Annotated in this window: 12 protein-coding genes; 6 read left to right on the top strand and 6 right to left on the bottom strand. The window is 71.1% G+C overall.

Features of this window, described 5'->3' with window-relative positions; translation table 11 throughout:
* Nucleotides 1-207: 207 nt before the first annotated feature.
* Nucleotides 208-4989, top strand: a complete 4782-nt coding sequence (locus C8N38_RS07935) for a PAS domain-containing protein (RefSeq protein WP_158272327.1) — start codon at nt 208-210, stop codon at nt 4987-4989.
* Nucleotides 4990-5046: 57 nt separating this feature from the next.
* On the opposite strand, the gene C8N38_RS07940 is transcribed toward C8N38_RS07935, so the two are convergent.
* The gene (locus tag C8N38_RS07940) at nt 5047-6330 is read right to left on the bottom strand and encodes a capsule biosynthesis protein (RefSeq protein ID WP_146176245.1); all 1284 of its coding nucleotides are present in this window, start codon (nt 6328-6330) and stop codon (nt 5047-5049) included.
* 254 nt (nt 6331-6584) lie between these two features.
* Here C8N38_RS07940 and C8N38_RS07945 point away from each other — a divergent pair, with 254 nt between their 5' ends.
* Both C8N38_RS07945 and C8N38_RS07950 read left to right on the top strand, forming a co-directional pair.
* Complete coding sequence (locus tag C8N38_RS07945; RefSeq protein WP_158272328.1) at nt 6585-7562, top strand: capsular polysaccharide export protein, LipB/KpsS family; 978 nt, start codon at nt 6585-6587, stop codon at nt 7560-7562.
* A complete protein-coding gene (locus C8N38_RS07950; RefSeq protein WP_108025876.1) occupies nt 7559-8353 on the top strand; it encodes an SDR family NAD(P)-dependent oxidoreductase in 795 nt (264 codons plus the stop codon). Before C8N38_RS07945 ends, C8N38_RS07950 begins: the two co-directional genes overlap by 4 nt.
* 7 nt (nt 8354-8360) lie before the next feature.
* On the opposite strand, the gene C8N38_RS07955 is transcribed toward C8N38_RS07950, so the two are convergent.
* The gene (locus C8N38_RS07955; RefSeq protein ID WP_158272329.1) at nt 8361-9671 is read right to left on the bottom strand and encodes an aminotransferase class I/II-fold pyridoxal phosphate-dependent enzyme; all 1311 of its coding nucleotides are present in this window, start codon (nt 9669-9671) and stop codon (nt 8361-8363) included.
* Between the two features lies 1 nt (nt 9672).
* Nucleotides 9673-16641 carry a type I polyketide synthase gene (locus tag C8N38_RS07960; RefSeq protein WP_158272330.1) on the bottom strand — a complete coding sequence of 2323 codons (6969 nt, stop codon included), beginning with the start codon at nt 16639-16641 and terminating at the stop codon, nt 9673-9675.
* Between the two features lie 663 nt (nt 16642-17304).
* On the opposite strand from C8N38_RS07960, the gene C8N38_RS07965 reads away from it, so the two are divergent.
* The 3 genes from C8N38_RS07965 to cobD are packed head-to-tail and all read left to right on the top strand — an operon-like array spanning nt 17305 to nt 20020.
* Entirely contained in the window at nt 17305-18099 is a 795-nt protein-coding gene (locus C8N38_RS07965) for a propanediol utilization protein (RefSeq protein ID WP_245895599.1), read from the top strand.
* On the top strand, nt 18096-19043 hold the full coding sequence (gene cbiB, locus C8N38_RS07970; protein WP_108025882.1) for an adenosylcobinamide-phosphate synthase CbiB: 948 nt from the start codon (nt 18096-18098) through the stop codon (nt 19041-19043). The genes C8N38_RS07965 and cbiB overlap by 4 nt, the downstream gene beginning before the upstream one ends.
* Nucleotides 19044-19045: 2 nt before the next feature.
* Nucleotides 19046-20020 (top strand): threonine-phosphate decarboxylase CobD, encoded by a 975-nt coding sequence (cobD, locus tag C8N38_RS07975; RefSeq protein ID WP_108025883.1) that lies wholly within the window; start codon nt 19046-19048, stop codon nt 20018-20020.
* Nucleotides 20021-20119: 99 nt separating this feature from the next.
* Here the strand turns inward: cobD and C8N38_RS07980 are convergent, their stop codons facing one another.
* The 3 genes from C8N38_RS07980 to C8N38_RS07990 form a co-directional block, all read right to left on the bottom strand.
* Nucleotides 20120-20623 (bottom strand): cytochrome b, encoded by a 504-nt coding sequence (locus tag C8N38_RS07980; protein ID WP_108025885.1) that lies wholly within the window; start codon nt 20621-20623, stop codon nt 20120-20122.
* A 158-nt stretch (nt 20624-20781) separates the two neighbouring features.
* Complete coding sequence (locus tag C8N38_RS07985) at nt 20782-21393, bottom strand: c-type cytochrome (RefSeq protein WP_108025887.1); 612 nt, start codon at nt 21391-21393, stop codon at nt 20782-20784.
* Nucleotides 21393-22649 (bottom strand): PQQ-dependent sugar dehydrogenase, encoded by a 1257-nt coding sequence (locus C8N38_RS07990; protein ID WP_108025889.1) that lies wholly within the window; start codon nt 22647-22649, stop codon nt 21393-21395. The genes C8N38_RS07985 and C8N38_RS07990 overlap by 1 nt, the downstream gene beginning before the upstream one ends.
* Nucleotides 22650-22736: the final 87 nt, after the last annotated feature.

Genomic DNA, 22736 nt, shown 5'->3' on the forward strand with positions numbered 1-22736 from the left:
GGTCCCCGGGCCGATCGCGCCCCTGGCCGATCCCGAGCGGCCCGGGCTTCGGGGCGCGGTCCCCGGCATCGCCGCCGGGGGGATCGCACCCGCGGCGCAGGCGGGCCGTCCTGACCGGCCCGGCCCGGCCGGGCTGCCCATGGCACCTGCGGCACGCGGATGGCCGCCCCGATGGCCGCCCGCATGAGCAAGGAGCGCGATCCCCGCATGACCCTGCGCCGCGCCGGGAGCCCCGTGGGCCCGGCGGCGCTCCGTGCGCGGCTGGCCGATCTTGTGGCCGCGCTGGCCGTACCCGCCTGGGCCACCGCTGCCGATGGCCAGGTCCTTGTGGCGAATGCCGCCGCTGCGGCGCTGCTCGAACGTCCGGCGGCGGACTGGGCCGGGCTTGGCGACGATGCGCTGCTGCCCGAACGCTGCGCCCGGCGCCTGCAAGGCGCGCGCGCCACGCTTTTGCGCGAGGGGCGCGCCCGGGTCCGCTATCGAGGCGGGTTCCTGACCGGGACCGGACGGTTCCGGCTGCTAGACTGTTCGCTGACCCGGCTTTCGGGGATCGCCAGCGCCGTGCTGGTGCAGGCCGAACCGGTCGGGCTCTGCGGCGCCGGGGCTGATCCGCGTGCCAGAGAAGACGACGACGCGGGGATCGAGTCCGGCGTCGAGGTTGTCGCCTGGCTGCCGCCGGGCATGTCGCGCCACCATGAGGTGCTGCAGCGCGCGGCCGAGGCGGCGGGCTTCGCGCAATGGTATCTCGATCCCGCCCGGCGCCGGATCTGGGTCGCCGACGGGGTTCCGGCGCTTTTGGGATTTGCCCCGGGCGAGGTCGCCCTCGACTCGTCCTGGCTGCGGGCGCGGCTGCATCCCGAAGACCGCCCGGCGATGCGCGCGGTGGCGGCGCAGCTGATCCGGGGCGGCGTCGAAAGCGTGCGGATCGACTGCCGCCTGCGCCATCGCGACGGCAGGTATCTCTGGGTCGAGGCGACCACCCGCCGGATCGTTGCCACGCCGGGCCGCCGGACCATTCTGTGCGGCAGCTTGTCGGACGTGACCCATTTCAAGGACCACGAGGCCCGGCTTCAGCAGGCTCTCTTCGAGGCGCGCCGCGCCCGAACCGAGGCCGCGAAGACCGAAGGTCTGATGCGGATCGCCACCGAGGGTGCGGGGTTCGGGCACTGGACCTTTGACCCGGCCACCGGGACCTACTGGCTCAGCGATGCCTGTTTCCGGTCGCTGGGGTATCGGCCGGGCAGCATCGATACCAGCCGGATCGGGTTCCGCGAGGTGATCCATCCCGACGATGCGGGGGCCGCGCACGCCGCGCTCGAGGCGCTTCTGGCGGGGGAATGCGAGCTTCTGCACATCGATTCCCGGATGCGCACCGCCGATGGCAGCTGGCGCTGGCACGAAACGACCGCCCGGCTGGTGCCGCTGGCCGAGGTCGGCCTGCCGCCGCTGGTCTGCGGCATCAGCCGCGACATCACCGCCCGCAAGACCCACGAACAGGACCTGGCCCGCGCGCTCGAGGCCGCGCGCCGGGCCCGCGACGAGGCCGAGGCGGCGCGCGGCAAGCTTCACCTTCAGGCCACGATCCTCAGGGTTTCCACCGAATACAGCAATGTCGTGCCCTGGCATGCGATCCCCGCGCTGGGCCTGGTGCGGGCGGATGCGCATCTGGCGGCGATGCTGGGGTACCCGCCCGGGCACCGGATCGGGTCGGCCGAATTCCGGGACATGATCCATCCCGACGACGCGCCCGAGGCGCTGGGCCTCGTCGACGCGCTTTACCGCCGCGAGACCGAGGCGTTCTCGGCCGAATTCCGGGTGCGCCGCGGCGATGACGGCTGGTGCTGGGTCGCGTCCAAGGCGCGCTGGCTGGACGGTGCGGGGTCCGGCCTGCCCGACATGGTCTGCGGCACCCTGACCGAGATCACGGCGATCAAGGCCAACGAGGCGCGGCTGGCCGAGGCGCTTGCCGCGGCCGAAACCGCCCGGAAAGAGGCCCGCGCCAGCGAACAGATGCTGCGCACCGCCGCGATCTGCGGCGACATGGGTGCCTGGTCGATCTGCGCCGAGCGCGGCGAGGCCTGGATGACGGAAGAGGGATTCCGGCAACTGGGCTACGAGCCCGGCGATTTCGTGCCTGACGATGCGGGCTGGCGCGGCCTCATCCATCCCGACGACCTGCCGGCGGCCGCCATCGCGATGGACGCGGTGATCGAGGGCCGGGCCGAGGTCTACGACTTCGACCACCGCATTCGACACAAGGACGGGTCCTATCACTGGTACCGCACCGTGGCGCGGCTCATCGACCGCCGCGCCGAGGGGCTGCCGCTGCTGATGGCGGGCGCCCATACCTGCATCGACCGCCAGAAGCAGAACGAGGCGCGCCTGTCCGAGGCGCTGGCCGAGGCCGAGGCCGCACGGGCCGAATCGCAGACCCGCGAAGAGATGTTGCGCACCTCGGCGCTGTGCAGCGGCATCGCCCATTGGGTCGTCTGCCCCGACACCGGCGAAGGCTGGATACCGGAAGGCACCTACGGGCTTCTGGGCTACGCGCCCGACGCCTTCCCGCCCGAGAACCGCTGCTGGCGCGGTCTGATCCATCCCGAGGACAGCGACTCGGCCATCGAGGAGATGCGCGATCTGCTTGAGTTCCGGGCGGACGGCTATACCCACGAACACCGGTTGCGGCATGCCGATGGCAGCTATCACTGGTATCGCACTGTCGCGCGCCGGGTCGACCGCAGCGCGACCGACCAGCCCGACCTGATCGCCGGGGCGCTCGTCAGCATCGACCACGTCAAGGAGAACGAACGCCGCCTCGCCGAGGCCGCCGAGGCCGCGCATCTGGCGGGCGAACGGCTGAACACCCTTGCCGACAACGCGCCGGGCGCGCTTTTCATCTTTCGCGTGACGCCCGCCGGGCAGTTCGACCTGCCCTATTTCAGCGCCAAGCTGCCCGCGCTGATGGGCCTGACCCGGGCCGAGATCGAGGCCGATTCAGAGGCGCTTCTCAGACGGGTCGATCCCGATCATATCCAGGATCTGCGCCTGGCGATCTCGAAGTCGCGGCGCGGGCTGACCCCGTTCGAGATGCGGTTGCGGGTCAGGATGCCCGAGGGCGAGTTCCGGTGGGTACTGGTCTCGTCGCTGCCGTTCCGTCGCGAGGGCGGGATCGTTGTCTGGTTTGGCAACGTCTTCGACATCACCGAAAAACTGGCCGTCGAACGGCGCGCCGCCGAGGCCGCGGAAGAGGTGCGCCGGGCCCATGAACGGCTGCGCTCGGTGGCCCTAATTGCGCCGGTCGGATTATACGAATTTCGCCGCAAGCCCGATGGCAGCACAGATTTTCCTTATACCAGCCCGCAGTTCGAAGAGATCATGGGCCTGACCCGGGCAGAGATCGACATGCTGGACGGCAACGTCATGAAACGGGTCGATCCGGAGGATCTGCAGCGGGTGGCCGACAGCACCGATGCGAGCGCCCGCGATCTCAGCCTCTGGAGCCAGCGGTTCCGCATCCGTCACCCCGCGCGCGGGCAGGTCTGGCTGTCGGGTGCCGCAGCCCCGCGCCGCCAGGATGACGGCACCATCGTCTGGGCGGGGGCGTTGCATGACGTCACCGCCGATGTGCGGCGCGAGGCGGAGTTGCGTCAGGCGCATCAACTGGCCGAGACGATGCGGGCCGAGAACGAGCATCAGGCGCTGCATGACGGGCTGACCGGGTTGCCCAACCGCCGCTACTACGACCAGATCCTCGCCGAGCGGATCGAGGCGGCGCGAACCGGCGACGGGCCGCACGACGCGGTGTTGATCCGGGTTGATCTGGACCACTTCAAATATGTCAATGACACGCTGGGCCACGAGGCGGGCGACCGGGTGCTGATCCGGGTCGCCGAGGTGCTGCGCGGGGCCCTGCGCGCCGCCGATTTCGCGGCACGCATCGGCGGCGATGAATTCTCGATCCTGCTCGGGCCGGGCATGAGCGCCGAAAACGCTCGCGAGGTGGTCGAACGGGTGCAGGTCGCGCTGGCCCGCCCGTTGACCTATGAGGGACGGCTTTGCCGGTTCGGCGCCAGCTTCGGCATCGCCCATACCGAAGACATCGACGCGATGGGGGCCGAGCTGCAGCTGTTCGCCGATGCCGCACTTTACCGCGCCAAGGAGGGCGGGCGGAACCGGATGGAGTTCTTCACCTCCGATCTGCACCGGAACATCCTCAACGACCGCGAGATCGGCGCCGAATTGCACGAGGCGCTGGAGCGCGACGAATTCGTGCCCTTCTTCCAGCCGCAGGTCTCGGCCGAGGACGGGCATCTGGTGGGGGCCGAGACCTTGTTGCGCTGGCGCCATCCCGAAAAGGGCTTGCTGGCGCCCGATGCCTTCATGCATGTGGCCGAACAGCTGCGGATCGTGGCCGAGATCGACCGGATCATGATGCAGAAGGCGCGCGGCGCGCTGGAACGCTGGCGGGCGCAGGGGCTGGTGCTGCCCAAGATCAGCTTCAATGTCAGTTCGGGTCGGATGCACGACCCGGATGTGGTGTCGCTGGCGCGCTCGATGGTCGGCAGCGGCACCAAGGTGACCTTCGAGCTTTTGGAATCGATCCTTGTCGAGGAGGAAAGCGACGCCTTCCGCTTCCACCTCGCCCAGATCCGCGACGCCGGGATCGACATCGAGATCGACGATTTCGGGTCGGGTCATGCCTCGATCATCGGATTGATGGAGATCGCGCCGCAGGCGCTGAAGGTGGACCGGCGGATCGTGCGTCCGGTGGCCACCGACATGCGTGCGCGCAATCTGGTGCGCGCCATCATCGAAATCGCCGAGACGCTGGGCATCGCCACCGTGGTCGAAGGCGTCGAAACGGCCGAACAGGCCACGGTCCTGCGCGGCATCGGCTGCAACATCTTCCAAGGATATCTTTTCGCCAAGCCTCTGTCCGAGGACGATTTTCTTGCCTACGCTCTGGCGCATCCGGAGAAGCGGGCCTGACGATGGGCCAGGTCCGCACGCGCCCGGGCCGTTGTCTCTGGCGTGCGGCGCGGCCCGCTAGACCGCGAGGCGGCGGCGCATCTCGGCGATGGCGGCGGCACGGCCTTCAAGGTTGTAGAACGAGCCCTTGACCTGAATCGTCGACAGCGCCCGCTGGAAGCTTCGGAAATAGTCGGTGTCGACCGGGTCGGGCGCGGTCCAGAACCGGTCGAGCCCGCGGCGATGGGTCAGGCCCGGCAGGTCATACACCGCACGGCCCATGGCGCAGACCGGCACACCCATCCGCAGCGCATGGATGCCGACCGTCGAATTGACCAGCACCACCCCGCGCGAGCCGCCGATCAGCGCCCCCAGATCGCCGCCGCGGATCACGTGCACCCGCTCGGCGATGCCGTGCCGCCGGGCCAGCCGCGGAATGCGCGAGAACCAGCGCCCAAGCTCGCTGTCCAGCGGATGCAGCTTGACCACCAGATGCCGGTCCGCGGGCGCGGTCGCGGCGAAGGATTGCAGCGTCTCGTCGAGAAACGAGATCAGGTCGGGATAATCCGACGAGGCGCGGATCTGGTAGTCGACCTCCAGCTGCATCGCGACCAGGTTGAACGGCGTGCCCTCGGCGACAAGCCGTTCGGTCAGGGCCACGGCCGCGCGTTCGCGGTGGCGGCCGCGCACCAGCCCGGGCAGCCAGCTGAGATATTCGATCACCGGCCAGTGCGGCCGGTCGGACACATGCAGTGGGTAGAACGGCCGCCCGAAGCTTTGCAGCAGCGCAAAGCTGACCTCGTTGAAGGCCTCGACCCCGAAGCCGAAGGGATAGAGGTTGCGCATGTCGGGCGCCTCAACGCCCTCGGCCAGCGCCTCGATCTCGCTGCGGGTCTTCGGAAAGGTCGAGAGCGCGCCCATCCCCTCGGGTTCCAGCGTCAGCCAGTCGGGGCGCAGATAGCCGAACTCGATCGCCCAGCAACGGCGGCGCAGCCTGCGGCCTTCTTCCAGCGCGATGGCGTGATAGGGCAGGCGGTCGGCGTAATAAAGGATGTCGGTCACGCCCTCGCGTTCGATCAGGCGAAAGACGAAGCGGCGCCAGCGGTTCAGCCCGCCCTGAAACTCGATGGCCGGGCGACGGCCCCAGAAGATCCGGTCGGCGAGGCAGAAATTGACCTTGACCACCCGGTGGCCGTCCGCTTCGAGCCCGGCGGCCAGATCGCGCCAGAATCCGGACGGGTGGCCCTGCAGCATCAGGAACACGCGCCCCTTGCAAGCCTCGGGATCGAGTGCCACAACCTGCGCGTGCTTTTGCGGCCGAAGGCCTCTGGGTGCGACGAACTGGCTTTGGAACTCCGTCAATGTCTCTGTCCCGTTTTCCGCTGGCTGGCCGGAGGATCGTTTTCCTGCAGGGACCCTCGTCGCCGTTCTTTCGTCAGGTTGCAATGGCCTGCGCCCGACTGGGGGCAGAGGTCCTGCGGGTTGGTCTTGCCCCGGGCGACCGCCTGTACTGGGGGGCGGGCTGCGGTCGTTACATCGCCTATCGGGGGCCGGCAGAGCGCTTCGGCGAGGTCCTTGCCGACCTCATCCTGCGCGAAGATCCGACGGATCTCGTGATGCTTGGCGACGGACGTAAATATCACGTTAACGCTGTTTCGGCGGCAAAGGTTGCCGGCGGAATCACGCCATGGGTGATCGAGCAGGGCTATCTGCGCCCCGGCCTGATCTCGGTCGAGCCCTGGGGCACCGGCGGCCGCTCGGCGATCCCGGCCCGGTTCGCGGCGACCGAGGGCTCCCGGCCAGACCTGCCCATGCCCGACCCCGCGCCGGGGTCCTTCCTGCGCTATGCCGGTTTCGACGTGGCCTATCATCTGGCCAATGTCCTGCTTGGACCCGTCTTCTACCCGCGCTACCGGCACTATGCGCTGGACAGCCCCTGGGCCGAATGGCGCGGCTGGATCCTCAAGGCCCTGCGGGCGCGGGCGCGCGCCCGGCAGACCGACGCGGCGTTGGCGCGGATCGCGGCCCATGCCGGGCCGGTCTTCCTGGTGCCCTTGCAGCTCGATACCGATTTCCAGATCCGCGACCACGGCACCGGCCGCCCGCAGGAGCAGGATCTGGCGGCGATCATGGCTTCTTTCGCGGCCCATGCGCCCTCCGATGCGCTGCTGGCGATCAAGGAACACCCGCTCGACAACGGGCTCAGGCGCTGGGACCGGCGCGCGGAGCGGCTGGCCCGGGCCGCCGGAATCGGCGACCGCGTCGCGGTCTTTACCGGCGGGCGGGTCGAGGCGCTTTACCCCGCGCTTGCGGGCATCGTGACGATCAACAGCACGGTCGGGCTGTCCGCGCTGCTGGAGGGTGTGCCGGTCAAGGTGCTGGGCCGCGCCGTCTACGACCTGCCGGGACTGACCGCGCGTGTCGGGCTTGACGCCTTCTGGACCGCGCCCGAGCGGCCCGATCCGGCCGAGGCCGACCGGTTTCGCCGGTTTCTGCGCCATGATTACCATGTGCCGGGTGCCTTCGACGGGCCCGACGCGCGGCGGGGCGCCGAGGCGCTGGCCCGCTTCATCGCCGGGGAGAGACCGCAATGACCGATCCGATCCGATCCGTGGTGCTGACCGGAGCAAGCGGCGGGCTTGGCCGGGCGCTGGCTGCCGAACTGGCCGCGCCGGGGTGCCACATGCTGCTGATGGGGCGCGACCCTGCGCGGCTGGCCGCCGCCGCCGAGGCCGCCCGTGCGCGCGGCGCCGAGGTTCAGACCGCGGAGGTGGCCCTGACCGAGACCGCCGCGCTGACCGGCTGCCTGCAGGTGTTCGACGCGGCCCATCCCGTCGATCTGCTGATCGCCAATGCAGGGGTGAAGACCGGCAATCGCGACGGGATCGAGCCGGGTGCCCAGGCCGAACGGGTGATTGCCGTCAACCTGACCGCAACGATCCACGCGGTGCAGGCGCTGCTGCCCGCCATGTGCGCGCGGCGCCGGGGCCGCATCGCCATCGTGGGCTCGCTGGCCGCGATCGCGCCGCATGGCGATCTTCTGTCCTACAGCGCCACCAAGGCGGGGTTGCAGGCCTATGCCACCGCGCTGCGGCGCAGCCTCAAGGGCAGCGGGGTCCGGGTCACGACCGTCATTCCGGGCTTCATGGACACGCCGATGACCGACCGCCAGAAGGGCCCCGCGCCGATGCTGATGTCGCCGGGTCGCGCCGCGCGGATCGTCGCGCGCGGGCTTGAACGCGGCCGGACCACCATCGCCTTTCCGCTGCCGCTGATTATTGGCGCCTGGCTTGGCGAACGGCTGCCCGCGCCGCTCGCTGACCGGATCATGGCCCATTACCGGGCCGAGATCCTGCCCGATCCCGACGAGGCGGCGGGCGGCTAGGACAAGCTCAGAAGCTGGCACCGCCGACCTCCCGGATGCGGGCTGCGGCCGAGGCCACGGCGGCGTCGATGGCGGCTTCGGAATGGTCCGCGTTGATGAAGAAGCGCAGCCGCGCCTTCTGGTTCGGCACGGCGGGCGCGATGATCGGAAAGGCCTGAACCCCGTCCTCGAAGACCTTGTTCGAGGCCAGCGTCGCCTTGAGACTGTCCCCCACGATCAGCGGCACAACGGCGTAACCCTGGCCAAGCCCGCAATCGAGCCCGGCGGCCCTTGCCCTGTCCAGAAACCGGGCCGAGCGCGCCCGGAGCCGGGCCACCCGTTCGGGCTCGGCCTCGAGGATCTCCAGCGCGGTCAGGGCGGCGGCGGTATTCGGCACCGACAGGCCCACCGAATAGACAAAGCCCGGCGCGGTATGGCGCAGGATCTCGATGACGGCTTCCGAGCCGGCAAGGAACCCGCCGCAGGAACAGAAGGTCTTCGACAGGGTGCCCATCAGCAGATCGACCCGCCCGGGCGCGATTCCGGCCTCTTCGCAGATGCCGCGCCCCGTGGCGCCCAGAACGCCCACCGAATGCGCCTCGTCGACCATCAGCCAGGCCTCGAACCGCTCTTTTATGCGCACCAAAGCGGCCAGATCGGGGATGTCGCCATCCATCGAGTAAAGCCCCTCGACCACGATCAGCACGCGGTCGTAACGCTCGCGGTTGCGCGACAGCCAGTCTTCCAGCCAGGCGCAGTCGTTATGCGGCACCGACACATGGTCGGCGCCCGAGGCACGCAGCCCCTCGAAGACCGAGTTATGGGCAAAGCTGTCGACCAGAACCACGTCGCCCGGGCCGGTCAGGGTGCGGATCGCGGCCAGGTTGGTGGCATGGCCCGAGACGGTGGCCAGCGCCGCCTCGGTTCCCAGAAACCGGGACAGCCCGGTTTCCAGCTTCCGGTGCAGGCTGAGATCGCCGCCGACCAGCCGCGAGGCCCGGGCCGAGACCCCGAATTCGGCCACCGCCGTGCCGACCGCCGCCGCGACGCGCGGATCGCCGTTGATCGAGAGGTAGTCGTAGCCCGAGAAATTCTCGATCCAGCGGTCGCCGATCCGCACCCGGGTGGCCTCGACCGCCCCGGTTTCGCGGAAGAACGGGTTCGCAAGATCCAGCGCGGCGGCTGCGCTGCGCGCCACCGCCACCTGACGATAGCCCGGATGGGTGGTGAAATCGGCCCGGCCCGGCCCGGCCTTGGCCGGTCCCGGCGGGACAACCCCGCGCGGCGTTCCCGCATGAAGGGCGCGCAGGCGGTCCAGCGTGTCGCGTGTCCCTGTCATATCAACGGCCTCCCGCACTGCCCTGGGCGAGCTTCCTGATCTCGTCCAGCTGGCTCTTGTCGAGCGTCCCGTCGGCCAGGTGACGGCGGGCCATTTCCTCGACCACGGCATCCTCGGCCTCGGGGGCGCCGCTGGCCTCGATGATCCGGTTGACGAGCCCGGTCAGCGTCAGCCCCTCGTCGATCGACATGACCGGCACGGTCACGCCCAGCCGCTCTTCGGCGGCCATGCGCAGGTTGATCGCCATCAGGCTGTCGAAGCCCATCAGCTCCAGCGGCTGGCGCGGGTCGATGTCGCCCGGCGCCGCGCGCATCAGCTGGGCCGCCTCCTCGACCAGCAGCCGGGTCAGCACCTTGCGCGCCTCCTTTGGCCCCTTGGCCTGCAGCAGCGCGGCCAGATCGAAGCTGCCGGGTCCGGCGGCGCTGGCCCGGATGTCGATCAGGTCGAACAGCGGGCTGCCCAGCACCGGCAGCGTGCCGGCCATCCGCGACCAGTCCATCGGGGCGACGGTCAGGGTCGGGCCTGAGGCCCCGGCGGCCAGCACCTGTCTCAGACGGCGCAAAGCGGCTTCGGTCGTCATAGGCGGCAGCCGCTTGGCCAGCGTCTCGCGCAGCCCGGTTTCGCGCGCCAGATAGCCCGCATCGGCAATCGGCCCCCAGGCGATGGCCAGCCCCGGCAGACCGGCTTCGTGCCGCGCGCGGGCAAGGCCCTCAAGCCCCCGGTTGGCCGCCACATAGGGCGCCTGCGCGGGGTTGCCGAACCGCGCCGCGATGGAACTGAAGACCCAGAAGTGATCGAGCGCATCGCCGCGCGTCAGCCGGTCAAGGATCTGACCGCCGACAAGCTTCGGCCTCAGCACCGCCGCCAGTCGCGTCTCGTCGAGATCGGCCAGCAGCGCGTCGTCGAAGATCGCGGCGGCATGGACCACCCCGCGCAGCGGCACCTCTGCCGTGCGGATCTGCGCCAGCGCCGCGTCAAGCGCGGCGGTATCGGTCGCGTCGCAGGCCAGCGCCTCGGCCGGGACGCCGAGGCCCTCCAGCGTTTCGGGCGCGACCGCGCCGCTCCGGCTCATCAGCCACAGGTGCTCGGCGCCCTGCGCGGCCAGCCAGCGCCCGGTTTCCAGCCCGAAGCCCCGGGTGCCGCCCACGACCAGCCAGCCGCCCCGGATCGGTGCGGCCGCCGGGCGGGCCGGGCCCCGGTCTTTCGGCGCGCACAACACGATCTTGCCGACATGGGCCGCGCGCTGCATCGTGCGGATCGCTTCGGCCACGTCCTCGGCCGGGTAGGCAGTGACCGGCAGTGGCTGATAGACCCCCTCGGCGAAGGCCTCGCGCAGGCGTTCAAGTGTGCGCCGCGCCGCATCGGGCCGGTGCAGCAGCAACTGGTCGGCATCGACCGCATGAAAGCCGATATTGTTGCGCATGGCATGCAGCGCGATGACGTTGTTTTCGTAAAGGTCGCGCTTGCCCAGTTCGACGAAGCGGCCGAAGGGCACGAGGCAGGCCAGCGAGCGTTCCATCGCCTCGCCCGCCAGCGAATTCAGCACCACATCGACCCCGCGCCCGCCGGTGGCGGCCATCACCGCGTCCTCGAAACCGGGGCTGCGGCTGTCGAACACGGCCTCGGCGCCCATCGCCGTCACCAGCCGCCGCTTGGCGGGGCTGCCTGCCGTGGCGAAGACCCGGGCGCCAAGCCGCCGGGCGACCTGCAACGCCGCAAGCCCGACGCCGCCCGCGCCGCCATGCACCAGAACCGTTTCGCCGGGGGCAAGCCGGGCCACCTCGGTCAGCGCGTAATCGGCGGTGACGAAGACCACCGGCAGCCCGGCGGCGGTTTCCAGATCGACCGTCTCGGGCAGCGGCATCACCGCCTCGGCCCGGGTGATCACCCGGTTGGCCATCGCATGGGGCGCCATCGCGATCACCCGGTCGCCGGGGCTCAGCCCGGCCCGGGCGCCCGCGCGGGTCACCACGCCCGCGCATTCCATGCCGAGGCAGGGACCCGAGAATCCGGCCTCCAGCGCCTCGGGGGGCAGCACGCCCTGCGCCCACATCACATCGCGGAAGTTGAGCCCCGAAGCCACCGCCTCGATCTCGACCTCGGTCGGTTGCAGCGGTCGGTCGGGCAGATTGGCCCAGACCAGACCGTCGAGCGCCACGCCCCGGCGCTCGGCCACCAGGCGGCGCGGGCCGGCCTCGGGGGCCAGCGGCTTGACCGGCACGACGCGCGGCGCGGCGGCGCCCGTGGCGGTCAGGCGGATCTCGGCCTCGGGCGAGGTCGCGGCCAGTGCCGCGATCCTCTCGGGCGCGATGTCGCTGTCGGCGCAGATCAGGCGGATGTCGCGGCCGGTTTCGTTGGCGACGACGCGGCGCCAGCCGGTCAGTTCCTCCCAACGGTCGGTGCCCCCGACCGCGATCCAAAGCGGGCCGTCGGTTTCGGGCAGATCGCGGAAGATCCGGGCGGCGGCCAGCGGGTCGTCGCCGTCGATCGCCGTGCAATGGAGTGCCACCGGCGCATCGGAGCCCGGCGGCAGCGCGGCCAGCGCCTTGGCCAGCGGGCCGGTGCCGGTAAGGGCAAGTGCGGGCCGGGCTTCGGCGCGGGCGGCGGGGCGGGTGGCGCGGATCAGTCTCAGCGCCTCGGAGCCCTGCGCGGTGCCGCTGGCAGTGTCGAGCCCGGCGGCATGGAAGGCACGTTCCAGCCGGTCGAGCGCGTCGGCGTCGCGATGCCTAAGCGTCATCAGTGCGAAAAGATCGGGCGCCTCTTCGGTCGCGATCAGCGAGCCGCCGGGCGCAACCATCGCCGCGAGCCGCCCGGCGCTTTCGCGCTGGGAAAGGCTTTGCGCAAGGCAGCAGCCCAGCACCAGATCGGCGGCATCGGCGGCCCGGGCCTCGGTCAGCGCGAGAAACCGCAAGGGCAGCCTTGTGTCGAGCCGCGCCCGCAGCCGGTCGAGCGCGTCGCCATCCTCGGCCAGCACGGTGACGTGAGCACCCGCCCTAAGCGCCGCCGCGACCAGACCCAGATCGAGCGCGCCCGCCAGCGCGATCCGGCCCAGGGGCGCGGTGCCGTCCAAAAGGGTTTCCAGCGTGCGCGCGGCCAGCGGCAGCGGGTCGGCGGGGCGCTCTTCGTCTGCGGCGGCGGCCAGCGCCGATTTCAGCTCGGCCGAGGCGCCGGGCGCGACCTCGGGCAGCATCGCCAGAAGTGCGTCAGTCGGGGGCCAGGGGCAGTCGGCCGAAAGCTGCCGCGCGCCCTCTCCGTGACCGGTCGAGGCCAGCCAGTGCCGGGCCATGTCATGGCGCGGATCGGCCGGGTCGGCGCCGGTCGCGACACGGTCCCAGGCCAAACGGCTGCCAAGCGCCGCGCGCAGCACATCGGCATCGCTGGGGGGCTGGTCCGGACGGCAGGCCGCCTCGGCAGCGGCGGCGATCCCGGCCGCGCCGCCTCCGGCAAGGGGCACCAGCCGTTCGTCCCAATAGGGGTGCGGCTCGGCCGCCCCGGTGGGCAGCGGCCTCAGCCGGAGCCCCTCGAAGGCCAGCAGGGCGGTGCCGGTCGCGTCGGCCAGCACCATATCGAAGGCCAGGCTTTCGTCCCAGCCGCCCGCGCGGCTCAGCCGCGCGCAGATGATCTGGCCCGGCCCGCAGACCCGCACCTTGGCGATCCGGGCGGGCACCCGCAGCCGGGCATCGCGGCCCTCAAGCAGCAGGACCGCGCCATGCAGCCCCGCATCGGCCAGCGCCGGGTCGAAGCGAAAGCCCCGCGTCGCGTCGCGGGGCGCCAGCGCCGTGCGCACCGCTGGGCCGTCGCGGTCAAGCACTGTCACCCGGGCGAAGGCCGGTCCATAGTCCAGCCCGGCCGCCCGGAGCCCGTCGTAAAGCGGTCCGGCCGCGCCCATCGCCTCGGGCGCGGTCACCGGTGCGGGGCGGGTGCCGGTCGCGGCGAACAGTCGGGCCACGGCCACCGGCGCCCAGGCGCGCGGCCCGCCCGCCTCGATCCGCAGCCGCCGGGCCGTCGGTTCATGGACCAGCCGGACCGGCACGGCGCCCTTTTCGGGCAATTCCAGAGGGCGCAGGAATTCGACGTCGCGCAACTCGATCTCGTCGGATTTCAGGATCTCGCAACCGGCATGGGCGAACATCTCGACCATGGCGGTGGCGGGCAGCAGCACGCGGCCGCCGACCCGGTGATCGGCCAGCCAGGGGATGCGGGTCAGGGCGATCTCGCCCTCCCATTCAGCACTGTCGGGGCGCAGGCGGGCACCAAGCAAGGGATGCTGCGGGCGGCGGTGGAAGATGTCGGCCGCGACCGGGCTGTCCAGCCGGTAGGTCTGGCGGTCGAAGGGATAGTCGGGCAACCCGTCGGCCACGGGCCGTTCGGGGCCCAGGACGCGGGCGCGGTCGACCGCCCCGCCCGCCGCCAGCGCCGCGCGGGCGATGCTGCCCGCATTGCGCTCTTCGGACCGGGCGCTATCGAGGCTTTCCAGCACCCGGGTCTCGCAGTCGAGCTCGGCCAGGGTGTCGCGCAGATAGGTGCGCAGAACCGTGCGCGGCGAGATTTCCAGGAAGACGCGGATGCCGTCCTCGGCCATCGCCCGGACGCCCTCGCGGAAGGCCACCGGCAGGCGGGCGTTGCGCCACCAGTAAACCCCGTCGAGCGGCGCGTCATAGCGGGTGCCGTCCCAGCCCGAATAGAACGGCACGGTGCCGTCGCGGGGCGCGATCCGGGCCAGGCCGCGAGTCAGGGCGGGCCGCAGCGTTTCGACCGCTGCCGAGTGATAGGGATAGGAAATCGGCAGGATGCGGCCGGCGATGCGATGGCTGCGGGCGATGCGCGCCAGCGCCTTCAGCGCGTCCCCGGTGCCGCTGACGGTGATGCTTTCGGGGGCGTTCTCGGCCGAGACTTCGGCGGCCAGCCCGTGATCGGCAATCAGCGCCTCGATCCGGTCGCGGGGGCCGGCGAAGGCCGCCATGCCGCCCTTGCCGCGCAGGGGCTCGAAGGCGCGCGAGCGATGCGCGATGATCCGGAGGCCGTCGTCGCGGGCGATCCGTCCTGCCGCGATGGCCGCGGCGACCTCGCCCATCGAATGGCCCAGAACGGCACCCGGCCGCAGCCCGGCCTCGGCCAGCGCCTCGGTCAGCGCGACCTGGATCGCGAAGGTCAGGGGCTGCGCCACCTCGGCCTCGCCCAGCCTCGCCTCGAGATCGGGATCGGCCAGCCTGTCGGCAAGGCCCGGGATTCCGAGCGCCGCGAAGTCCGCTGCGATCTCGGAAAAGACAGTGCGGAAGGTGGCGTCGGTTTCCATCAGGGTCCGGGCGGCGCCCGGCCACATCGCACCGTTCCCGGCATAGACGAAGGCCAGCGGCGCGTCGCGCAGCGTCGTTTCGGCGCTGGCGCCCGGCGCGGCCCTCCGCGCGTCGCCCAGCCACGCCCCCAGCCCGTCCGCCAGGGCATCGGCGCTCGCCGCAGGCAAGCACAGGCGATGGCGGTGGCGCGCGCGGCGCCAGTTCGCGGTGGCGATCCGCGCGCCCAGATCGGCCGGGGCCGCCTCGGCCAGCGCGTGCCAGGACCGGGCGAGCTCGGTCAGTGCGGCCTCGCTGGCTGCGGACAGAAGCAATGCGGGCGGCAGCCTCGCGGCCTCGGCATCGGGGGCGTTTTCCTCCGGCCGGGGCTGGCGGATCACCGCATGGGCGTTGGCGCCGCCGAAACCGAAGGAATTGACCGCGGCCAGCCAGGGCCGGCCCGCCGGCGGCAGCGCCCGGGCCGAGCGCGCGACATCAAGGTTGAGCCCGGCAAAGTCGATTTCCGGGTTCGGTTCGTCGCAATGGAGCGTCGCCGGGATCGTCTGGCGGTCCAGTGCCATCTGCGCCTTCAGCAGCCCGACAAGCCCCGAGGCGGGTTCGAGATGGCCGAAATTGCTTTTGGCCGATCCGATCGGCAGCGGCAGCGCCCGGCGGCGGCCATAGACCCGGCCGATGGCATCGGCCTCGCGCGGGTCGCCGACGGCGGTGCCGGTGCCATGCGCCTCGACAAAGGCCAGCGCGTCGGGGTCATAGCCCGCCTCGGCCAGGGCCGCCTCGATCAGCGCGGCCTGCCGGTCGGCCGAGGGCAGCGCGATGCCGGGGGTGCGCCCGGCGGAATTGACCGCGGTCGCCACCAGCACCGACCGGACACGCCGCCCGGCGGCCTGCGCGGTCGTCAGCCGTTCCAGAACGAAAGCCACCGCGCCCTCGCTGCGCACATAGCCGTCGGCGCCCTTGGCAAAGGCCCGGCACAGCCCCTGCGGCGACAGCATGCCCGCCTGCGAGAAACCGACAAAGGGCATCGGCGACAAAAGCAGGTTGACGCCGCCGACGATGGCGGTGTCGATCTGCCCCGAGGCGATGGCCCGCCGTGCCTGGTCCAGCGCGAACAGCCCCGAGGAACAGGCGGTGTCGACGATGTAGCTCGGCCCTTGCAGGTTCCACAGATGCGAGATCCGGTTGGCCATGATCGAGCCGGTATTGCCCAGCATGTATTGCGGCCCGGCCATGTCGGGGTCCTGCAACATGGTCGTCGAATGATCGAGCGAGGCCGCGCCGATAAAGACGCCCACGCGCTCGGGCGCGACCGCTGCGGGGTCGATCCCGGCATGATCGAAGGCCCGCGCCGTCACTTCCAGCAGCAGGCGCTGCTGCGGGTCCATCTGCTCGGCCTCGCGCGGGGTGATGCCGAAGCATCCGGCGTCGAAATCGAAGGCCGTCGCGACGATCCCGGCGCGCTGCGAATAGCTGTGCCCGGCCAGCCCGGGCTCGGGCGACATCCAGCGTGCCTTGCTCCAGCGGTCCTCGGGCATGTCCGAGATTGTGCAGCGGCCCTCGCTCAGCACCCGCCAGACCGCGTCGATCCCGTCCGCGCCGGGAAGGATCGCGGAATACCCGGTCACGCAGGAAACGCGGTCGTCGGCGATTTCAGATCCGATGGAGTGGCGGCTGATCATTCGGCTCCGGTCCGGCAAAGAAAGAACTGAAATGCGCTTTTCGCAACTTCGGATAGCGCATGGGTATTTCGACGGCAAGGTTAACGCATACACATCACCTCGCTTCAAGATTGTAGCGCGCCTGGCCAATTGATGAAGCAGGTCTCTGCCGATGCCGATCAAAAATGAGGCAATGTGGCGCCGTTTGGCCCCCGTTCGCGTCTGCCGGTCGCGGCGCGGACCGGAGGAGCCTCGGTTCATATGATTGTTTCGAAGATGAAAAAGCCTGAGATCGTGGTCTGGCCCGGCGCGTGTTTTCGCATGCGTGTGACGCCCGGTTTCTGCGCTGCGGACCCGCGCCGTTCGGATGGGAAGGTTTTCGCGGGGGCGGTCGATCCGGCGCGAGTGTCGTCGGAGAGACAATCGGGGTGCCCCAATCGGGGGGTCGCGCCAGAAGCGCCTCGCCTTCGGCCGGTCTCCGCACACGGCCGGGCTTTGCGCATCCCTGCAGCCGCACGGCTTCGCGGGTTGGGGCCCTGGCGGGCCGTGCCCGTTGCATCCCCGCGCCGGGAATGCCATTGCGAAGGCCGGTTCCGCCGCCCGATTGGTCCGATGCCCGCTAGCCCGCCTGTCCTGCGTCCCGTTTCCCGATCCCGTCCCGGTCCGGCCTGCCGCGGCGCCCGGGTGGCGGGTCATTTCGGCGAGTTCCTTCAGGGACGGCTGGGCCCCGACGGCCCTATCGCGCTGGTCACCGTGCCTTGTCCGGCGCTGGAGGTTCGCGCGGTCTGGCACCCGGGGCGGATGGCGGGGCTCTGGCAGGGCGGGCGGCCGGTGCTGGCGCCGGGGCAGGTGGCGCGTCTGGCGCGGCTTTTTGGGATCGCGCCGGGGCGTTTGCGGGTGTCTGCGGCGATGCCGCCCGGCGGCGGGGCGGGTGCCTCGACCGCGGCGCTGCTGGCGGCGATCCGCTGTCTCGCGCCCATGGCGCTGTCGCCAGACACCGAGGCAGCCCTTTGTCTGGCGCTGGAGGGCGCGACCGATCCGCTGATGCATCCCGTCCCCGAGGCGCTGCTTTGGGCGCCGCGCGCGGCGCGGGTGCTGGGCCGTGTGGCCCCCGGGCCGGGCTTCGAGATCGTCGGCGGCTTTGCGGGGCCGGGGCGGCGCACGGACCCGGCCGATACCGACTTTGCCGATATCTCGGATCTGGTCGCGGCCTGGCGCGTCACGCCGGATCGCGCCGGCCGGGCGCGGCTGGCGACCGAAAGCGCCCGGCGCTGTCATGCGCTGCGCGGTGGTCCGGACCCCGCGCCGATCTGGGCGCTGGGGCGCGATCTGGGCGCGCTCGGGCTGGTGGCGGCCCATACCGGCACGGCGCTGGGCCTGCTGTTCGCGCCGGGCGAGGCGCCCCGGCAGGCCGAGGCGGCCCTGCGCGCGGCGGGGCTTGGCCGGGTGCTGCGGTTCAGGACAGGAGGCGGACGATGAGTGCGGCGGCGATGCTGGTGGCGCTTGCGGTCGAGGGGGCTGTGGGCTGGCCGGACAGGCTTCATGCCCGGATCGGCCATCCGGTGACCTGGATCGGCGCGCTGATCTCGGGGCTTGAAATGCGGCTGAACCGCCCCGGCGCCGCGCCCGCAACCCGCAGGCGGCTGGGTGGGCTGACGGTCGTGGTCACGGTCGCGGCGGCGGTCCTGCCCGCCTGGGTGCTGGCGTCGATCTTGCCCGGCGGCTGGCCGGGCGCGGTCCTGACCGGGCTTTTGGCCGCGCCGCTGGTGGCCACGCGTAGCCTTTTCGATCATGTGGCCCGGGTCGCGCGGCCGCTGGCGGCGGGCGATCTGGCGGGCGCGCGCGAGGCCGTGTCGATGATCGTCGGGCGCGATCCGGCGCGGCTCGACCGCGCGGGGATGGCCCGGGCGGCATTGGAAAGCCTGGCCGAGAATGCGTCGGACGGCATCGTCGCGCCGGTCTTCTGGGGTGTGCTGCTGGGTCTGCCGGGGATCGCGGGCTACAAGGCGGTGAACACGCTCGACAGCATGATCGGGCACCGCAACGACCGCTATGAGGATTTCGGCCGGGTCGCGGCGCGGCTGGACGATCTGGCCAACCTGCTGCCCGCGCGGCTGACCGGCGCGCTGTTCTGCCTTGTGGCGCGGCACCCGGTCCGGGCGGCGAAGACGATGGCGCGGGACGCGGGCGCGCATCGCTCGCCCAATGCCGGCTGGCCCGAGGCGGCGATGGCGGGCGGGCTTGGGCTGCGGCTCTCGGGGCCGCGGATCTATGGCGACAGGGTCAGCGACGAGCCCTGGCTGAACGCGGGTGCGCCCGACCCGGAGCCGCGCGACCTGTGGCGGGGGCTTGGACTTTATCTGCAGGCGATGGCGGTGCTGGCGCTGGGGCTGGCGGCGCTGGTCTGGGCGTTTGGAGGGTAGAGGTGGCAGGCGGACGCGATCACGGGGGCGATCTGACGGGGGCGATCAAGCGGTTCGGCGGGGCGCCCGGCGACTGGATCGACCTCTCGACCGGCATCAACCGGGTGCCCTATCCGGCGCCGCCGGCCTCGGCCTCGGCGCTGCGCGACCTGCCGGGCCGGGCCGCGATGGACCGCCTGACCGGGGCGGCGCGGGGTGCCTATGGCACCGGCTGGCCGCTGCTGCCGCTGGCGGGCGCGCAGGCGGCGATCCAGCTTTTGCCCGTCATCGCGCCCGAGGGGCCGGTGCGGGTGCTTGGCCCCACCTATAACGAATATGCTGGCGCCTTCGAGGCGGTGGGCCGTGCGGTCGAGACGGTCTCTGACTCCGGGGCGCTGGCCGGGGCCGGGCTGGCGGTGATCGTGAACCCCAACAATCCCGACGGGCGGCGCCTGTCCCCCGAGGCGCTGGTGCGGATCGCCGGGACGGTGGGCGTGCTGGTCGTCGACGAAAGCTTCGCCGATCCGCATCCCGCGCTGTCGCTGCTGCCGGGGGCTTGCCCGGGCAATGTGCTGGTGCTGCGGTCCTTCGGCAAGTTCTACGGGCTTGCGGGGCTTCGGCTGGGCTTTGTGCTGGGGCCGGAGCCGCTGATCGCGCCGATGGCAAGCCGGGCGGGACCCTGGGCGGTCTCGGGACCGGCGCTTGAGGCGGGGGCGCTGGCGCTGGCCGATGCGGGGTGGCGAGAGGCCAGTCGGGCGCGGCTGATGGCGGAAACGGCCCGGGCCGACGCGCTGGCCGAGGCGGCGGGATGGCGGCCTTTGGGCGGCACAGCGCTGTTTCGTCTTTACGACACGTGCGATGCCGGGGCGGCACAGGCGCGGCTGGGGCGCGCGCGGATCTGGTCGCGGATCTTTCCCTATTCGGCGACCTGGCTGCGGCTGGGCCTGCCCGGCTCCGAGGCCGAATGGGTCCGGCTTGAAGCGGCTCTTTCGGCCTGACGGGATACGCGCGGCCCGGGGGAGAGAGATCGGCCCGCGGGCCGCGCCACGCCTTCCCTGCCGGTCAGGGAGCGGTCGGCGCGGAAGGCGCGCTCCGGGTCACATCATCCGGCTGAGGATGCTGCTTTTCCACCGGAACTGGTGTACGGCCACGGCCGCGACATGGACCGCGATCAGCGCCATCAGCAGGTTCGCCGCCGCCTCGTGCATCTCGGCCGCGCTGCCCGATTGCAGGTACCAGGCCGCCGCGCCGACCAGCGGCATCGCCAGCAGCATCAGGTAGAAGGCGCCATGGGTCAGGCGCGCGAGCGTCGCGGCCCAGCCGGGTTCGGCGGCGGGCAGGGCGGGGGCGCCCTCGTCGCGGCGCAGCTTGAGCCGCCAGACCATCAGCGCGAGGATCGCGAAGCCGAAGAGGATGTGGCCGGTGGCGGCGGGCGAATAGACCCATTCGCCGGTTTTCATGCCGCGGCCGAAATCGCGGCCGATGGCATCGAAGACTAGGTATTGCGCCGCGACGAGGACGACCACGCCCCAATGCGCGAGTTTCTGTCGGAAGGAATAGGCCTCGGGGCTGGCGGGGTCGCTGGCGTTGGTCTCGGACATTTCCGTCTCCTTGCTGGGCGGTTGACTGGGCGGGCGGCACGGGGTCTGACCCCGGCGCCGGAACGGGCGCAACCTGCGCCCGACCAAACCCCCGTGCAAGGCAATTCATTGTGTAGAGACAAGGGGTTGGGCCTTCAGGTCCCGGTCAGTTTGGGGGGCTAGCATGCCGCGCCGCAGGGGCCGGGGGCGCCCGGCTCGGTCACCTCCAGCTGCATCGCCGCATACCAGTCGGCATAGGCGCGGATCTCGTCGTCGGTCAGGTCGGCGGCGATCCCGGACATGATCTCGTGGCGGCGCTTGCCCGACCGGAAGGCCTTGAGCTGGGTGGCGAGATAGATGTTGGTCTCGGCCGCCAGATTGGGGGCGTCGGGATTGACCGCGATGCCGGTCTCGCCGTGACAGGTGACGCAAAGCGCGGGTGCGGCCGAGCCGTCGGCGCCCGGCGGCAGGCTGGCGCGGGCGGTATGGGCGGAATACCAGGTGGCGACATCGGCGATCTGGGTGTCGGTCAGCCCGCGCGCGACCACGGTCATCATCTCGTGTTCGCGCGCGCCCGACCGGAAGGCGGCCAGCTGCCGGGTGATATAGCTGACCGGCTCGCCCGCGATATGCGGGGCGATCGGCACCTGGGCCACGCCCTGCAACCCGTGGCAGACCCGGCAAAGCCCGGCCACCTTGCGCCCGGCCTCGAGATCGCCGGGGGGCGCATCGCCGAAGGCGGCGCCGGCGAGCATCAGCCCGCCCAGCGCCAGGGCCGAAAGGCCCTTCATCACATCCCCTCGTACCAGATGCGGTAGATCGCCCCCGCCAGATCGTCCGAGACCAGGATCGACCCGTCGCGCAGTTGCGCCACATCGACCGGCCGGCCCAGATATTCGCCGTTCCCGTCGATCCAGCCTTCGGCGAAGGGTTCCGAGGTCGCGGTGCCGTCCTCGGCCACATGGGTCACCATGACCCGCGCCCCGACCGGCGTCGTGCGGTTCCACGACCCGTGCTGGGCCGAGAAGATCGCGCCCCGGTATTCTTCCGGGAACATGCTGCCGGAATAGAAGGTCATGCCCAGATCGGCGGCATGGGCCGTCATCTCGACCGCGGGCATCACCACGTCATAGGGCACGTCCTGGCCCGCATATTCGTTGGTGCGGACATCGCCCCCGCCATACCACGGAGCACCGAAATGCTGGCCCATCTCGGTCTGGTGGTTCAGCTCGCCGGGGGGAATATCGTCGCCCATGCCGTCGACCTGATTGTCGGTGAACCACAGATCGCCGGTTTCCGGGTCGAAATCATGCCCGACCGAGTTGCGGATGCCATAGGTATAGACCTCGCGCCCGGTGCCGTCGGTATTCATCCGGATGATGCCGCCGATCCCCACCTCGCGGTAAAGGTCCAGCTTTTCCGGCGGCGCGACATTGAAGGGCTGGCCGAGCGAGATGTAGATCTTGCCATCCGGGCCGATCCTGCAGACCCGCGCGGTGTGGTTGTAGCTTTCTTCCTCGGGCGGGATCAGCTCGCCTTGCTTGACCAGATTGAAGGCCGCGACATCGGGGCTTTCGTAGAAGAACTCGGCCGCCGGGAACAGCAGCACGCGGTTCTGTTCGGCGATGTAGAGAAACCCGTCCTTCGAAAAGCAGGGCCCGTTCGGGATCGCGAATTTCAGCGAGGGCGCAAAATCCTTCACCTCGTCGGCGACCCGGTCCTTGTTGCGGTCGGTGACCGCCCAGACCTTGTCCTTGCGGGTGCCGACGAAGGTGACGATGCCCTGCGGGCCGACCGCCATGTGACGGGCATCCGGCACCACGGCATAAAGCCCGATCCTGAAGCCCTCGGGCAGCGTGATCCGCTCGAGCGTCTTGCGGATCCCGTCGGCAAAGGCGCCCTCCTGCGGGACATAGGTGAATTCGGTGGTGCCGGTGGTCTGGAAATTGCCCAGCTTTTCCAGATTGTCGGGCACGTCCGCGCCCTGGGCGAAGGCCGGCATGGCAAGCACGGCCGCCGCAGCCGCGCCGATCAAGGTGGTCTTCATGTCTCCTCCCTTCGGGGTTCTCCCCGTTTCCGGCCCGCGATCCTCCCCTGCGGGCCTGACAAAGCCTATCACGCGGCCTGGGGCCGG

Origin of the sequence: Rhodovulum kholense, assembly GCF_003053725.1 — a bacterium.
GTDB classification, from domain to species: Bacteria; Pseudomonadota; Alphaproteobacteria; order Rhodobacterales; family Rhodobacteraceae; genus Rhodovulum; species Rhodovulum kholense.

Excerpts from the sequence above, each read along its gene's own strand:
- C8N38_RS07935 (WP_158272327.1), top strand. The coding sequence starts at position 208 with ATGACCCTGCGCCGCGCCGGGAGCCCCGTGGGCCCGGCGGCGCTCCGT.
- C8N38_RS07945 (WP_158272328.1), top strand. The coding sequence starts at position 6,585 with ATGCTTGGCGACGGACGTAAATATCACGTTAACGCTGTTTCGGCGGCA.
- C8N38_RS07950 (WP_108025876.1), top strand. The coding sequence starts at position 7,559 with ATGACCGATCCGATCCGATCCGTGGTGCTGACCGGAGCAAGCGGCGGG.
- C8N38_RS07955 (WP_158272329.1), bottom strand. The coding sequence starts at position 9,671 with ATGACAGGGACACGCGACACGCTGGACCGCCTGCGCGCCCTTCATGCG.
- C8N38_RS07960 (WP_158272330.1), bottom strand. The coding sequence starts at position 16,641 with ATGATCAGCCGCCACTCCATCGGATCTGAAATCGCCGACGACCGCGTT.
- cbiB (WP_108025882.1), top strand. The coding sequence starts at position 18,096 with ATGAGTGCGGCGGCGATGCTGGTGGCGCTTGCGGTCGAGGGGGCTGTG.
- C8N38_RS07980 (WP_108025885.1), bottom strand. The coding sequence starts at position 20,623 with ATGTCCGAGACCAACGCCAGCGACCCCGCCAGCCCCGAGGCCTATTCC.
- C8N38_RS07985 (WP_108025887.1), bottom strand. The coding sequence starts at position 21,393 with ATGAAGGGCCTTTCGGCCCTGGCGCTGGGCGGGCTGATGCTCGCCGGC.
- C8N38_RS07990 (WP_108025889.1), bottom strand. The coding sequence starts at position 22,649 with ATGAAGACCACCTTGATCGGCGCGGCTGCGGCGGCCGTGCTTGCCATG.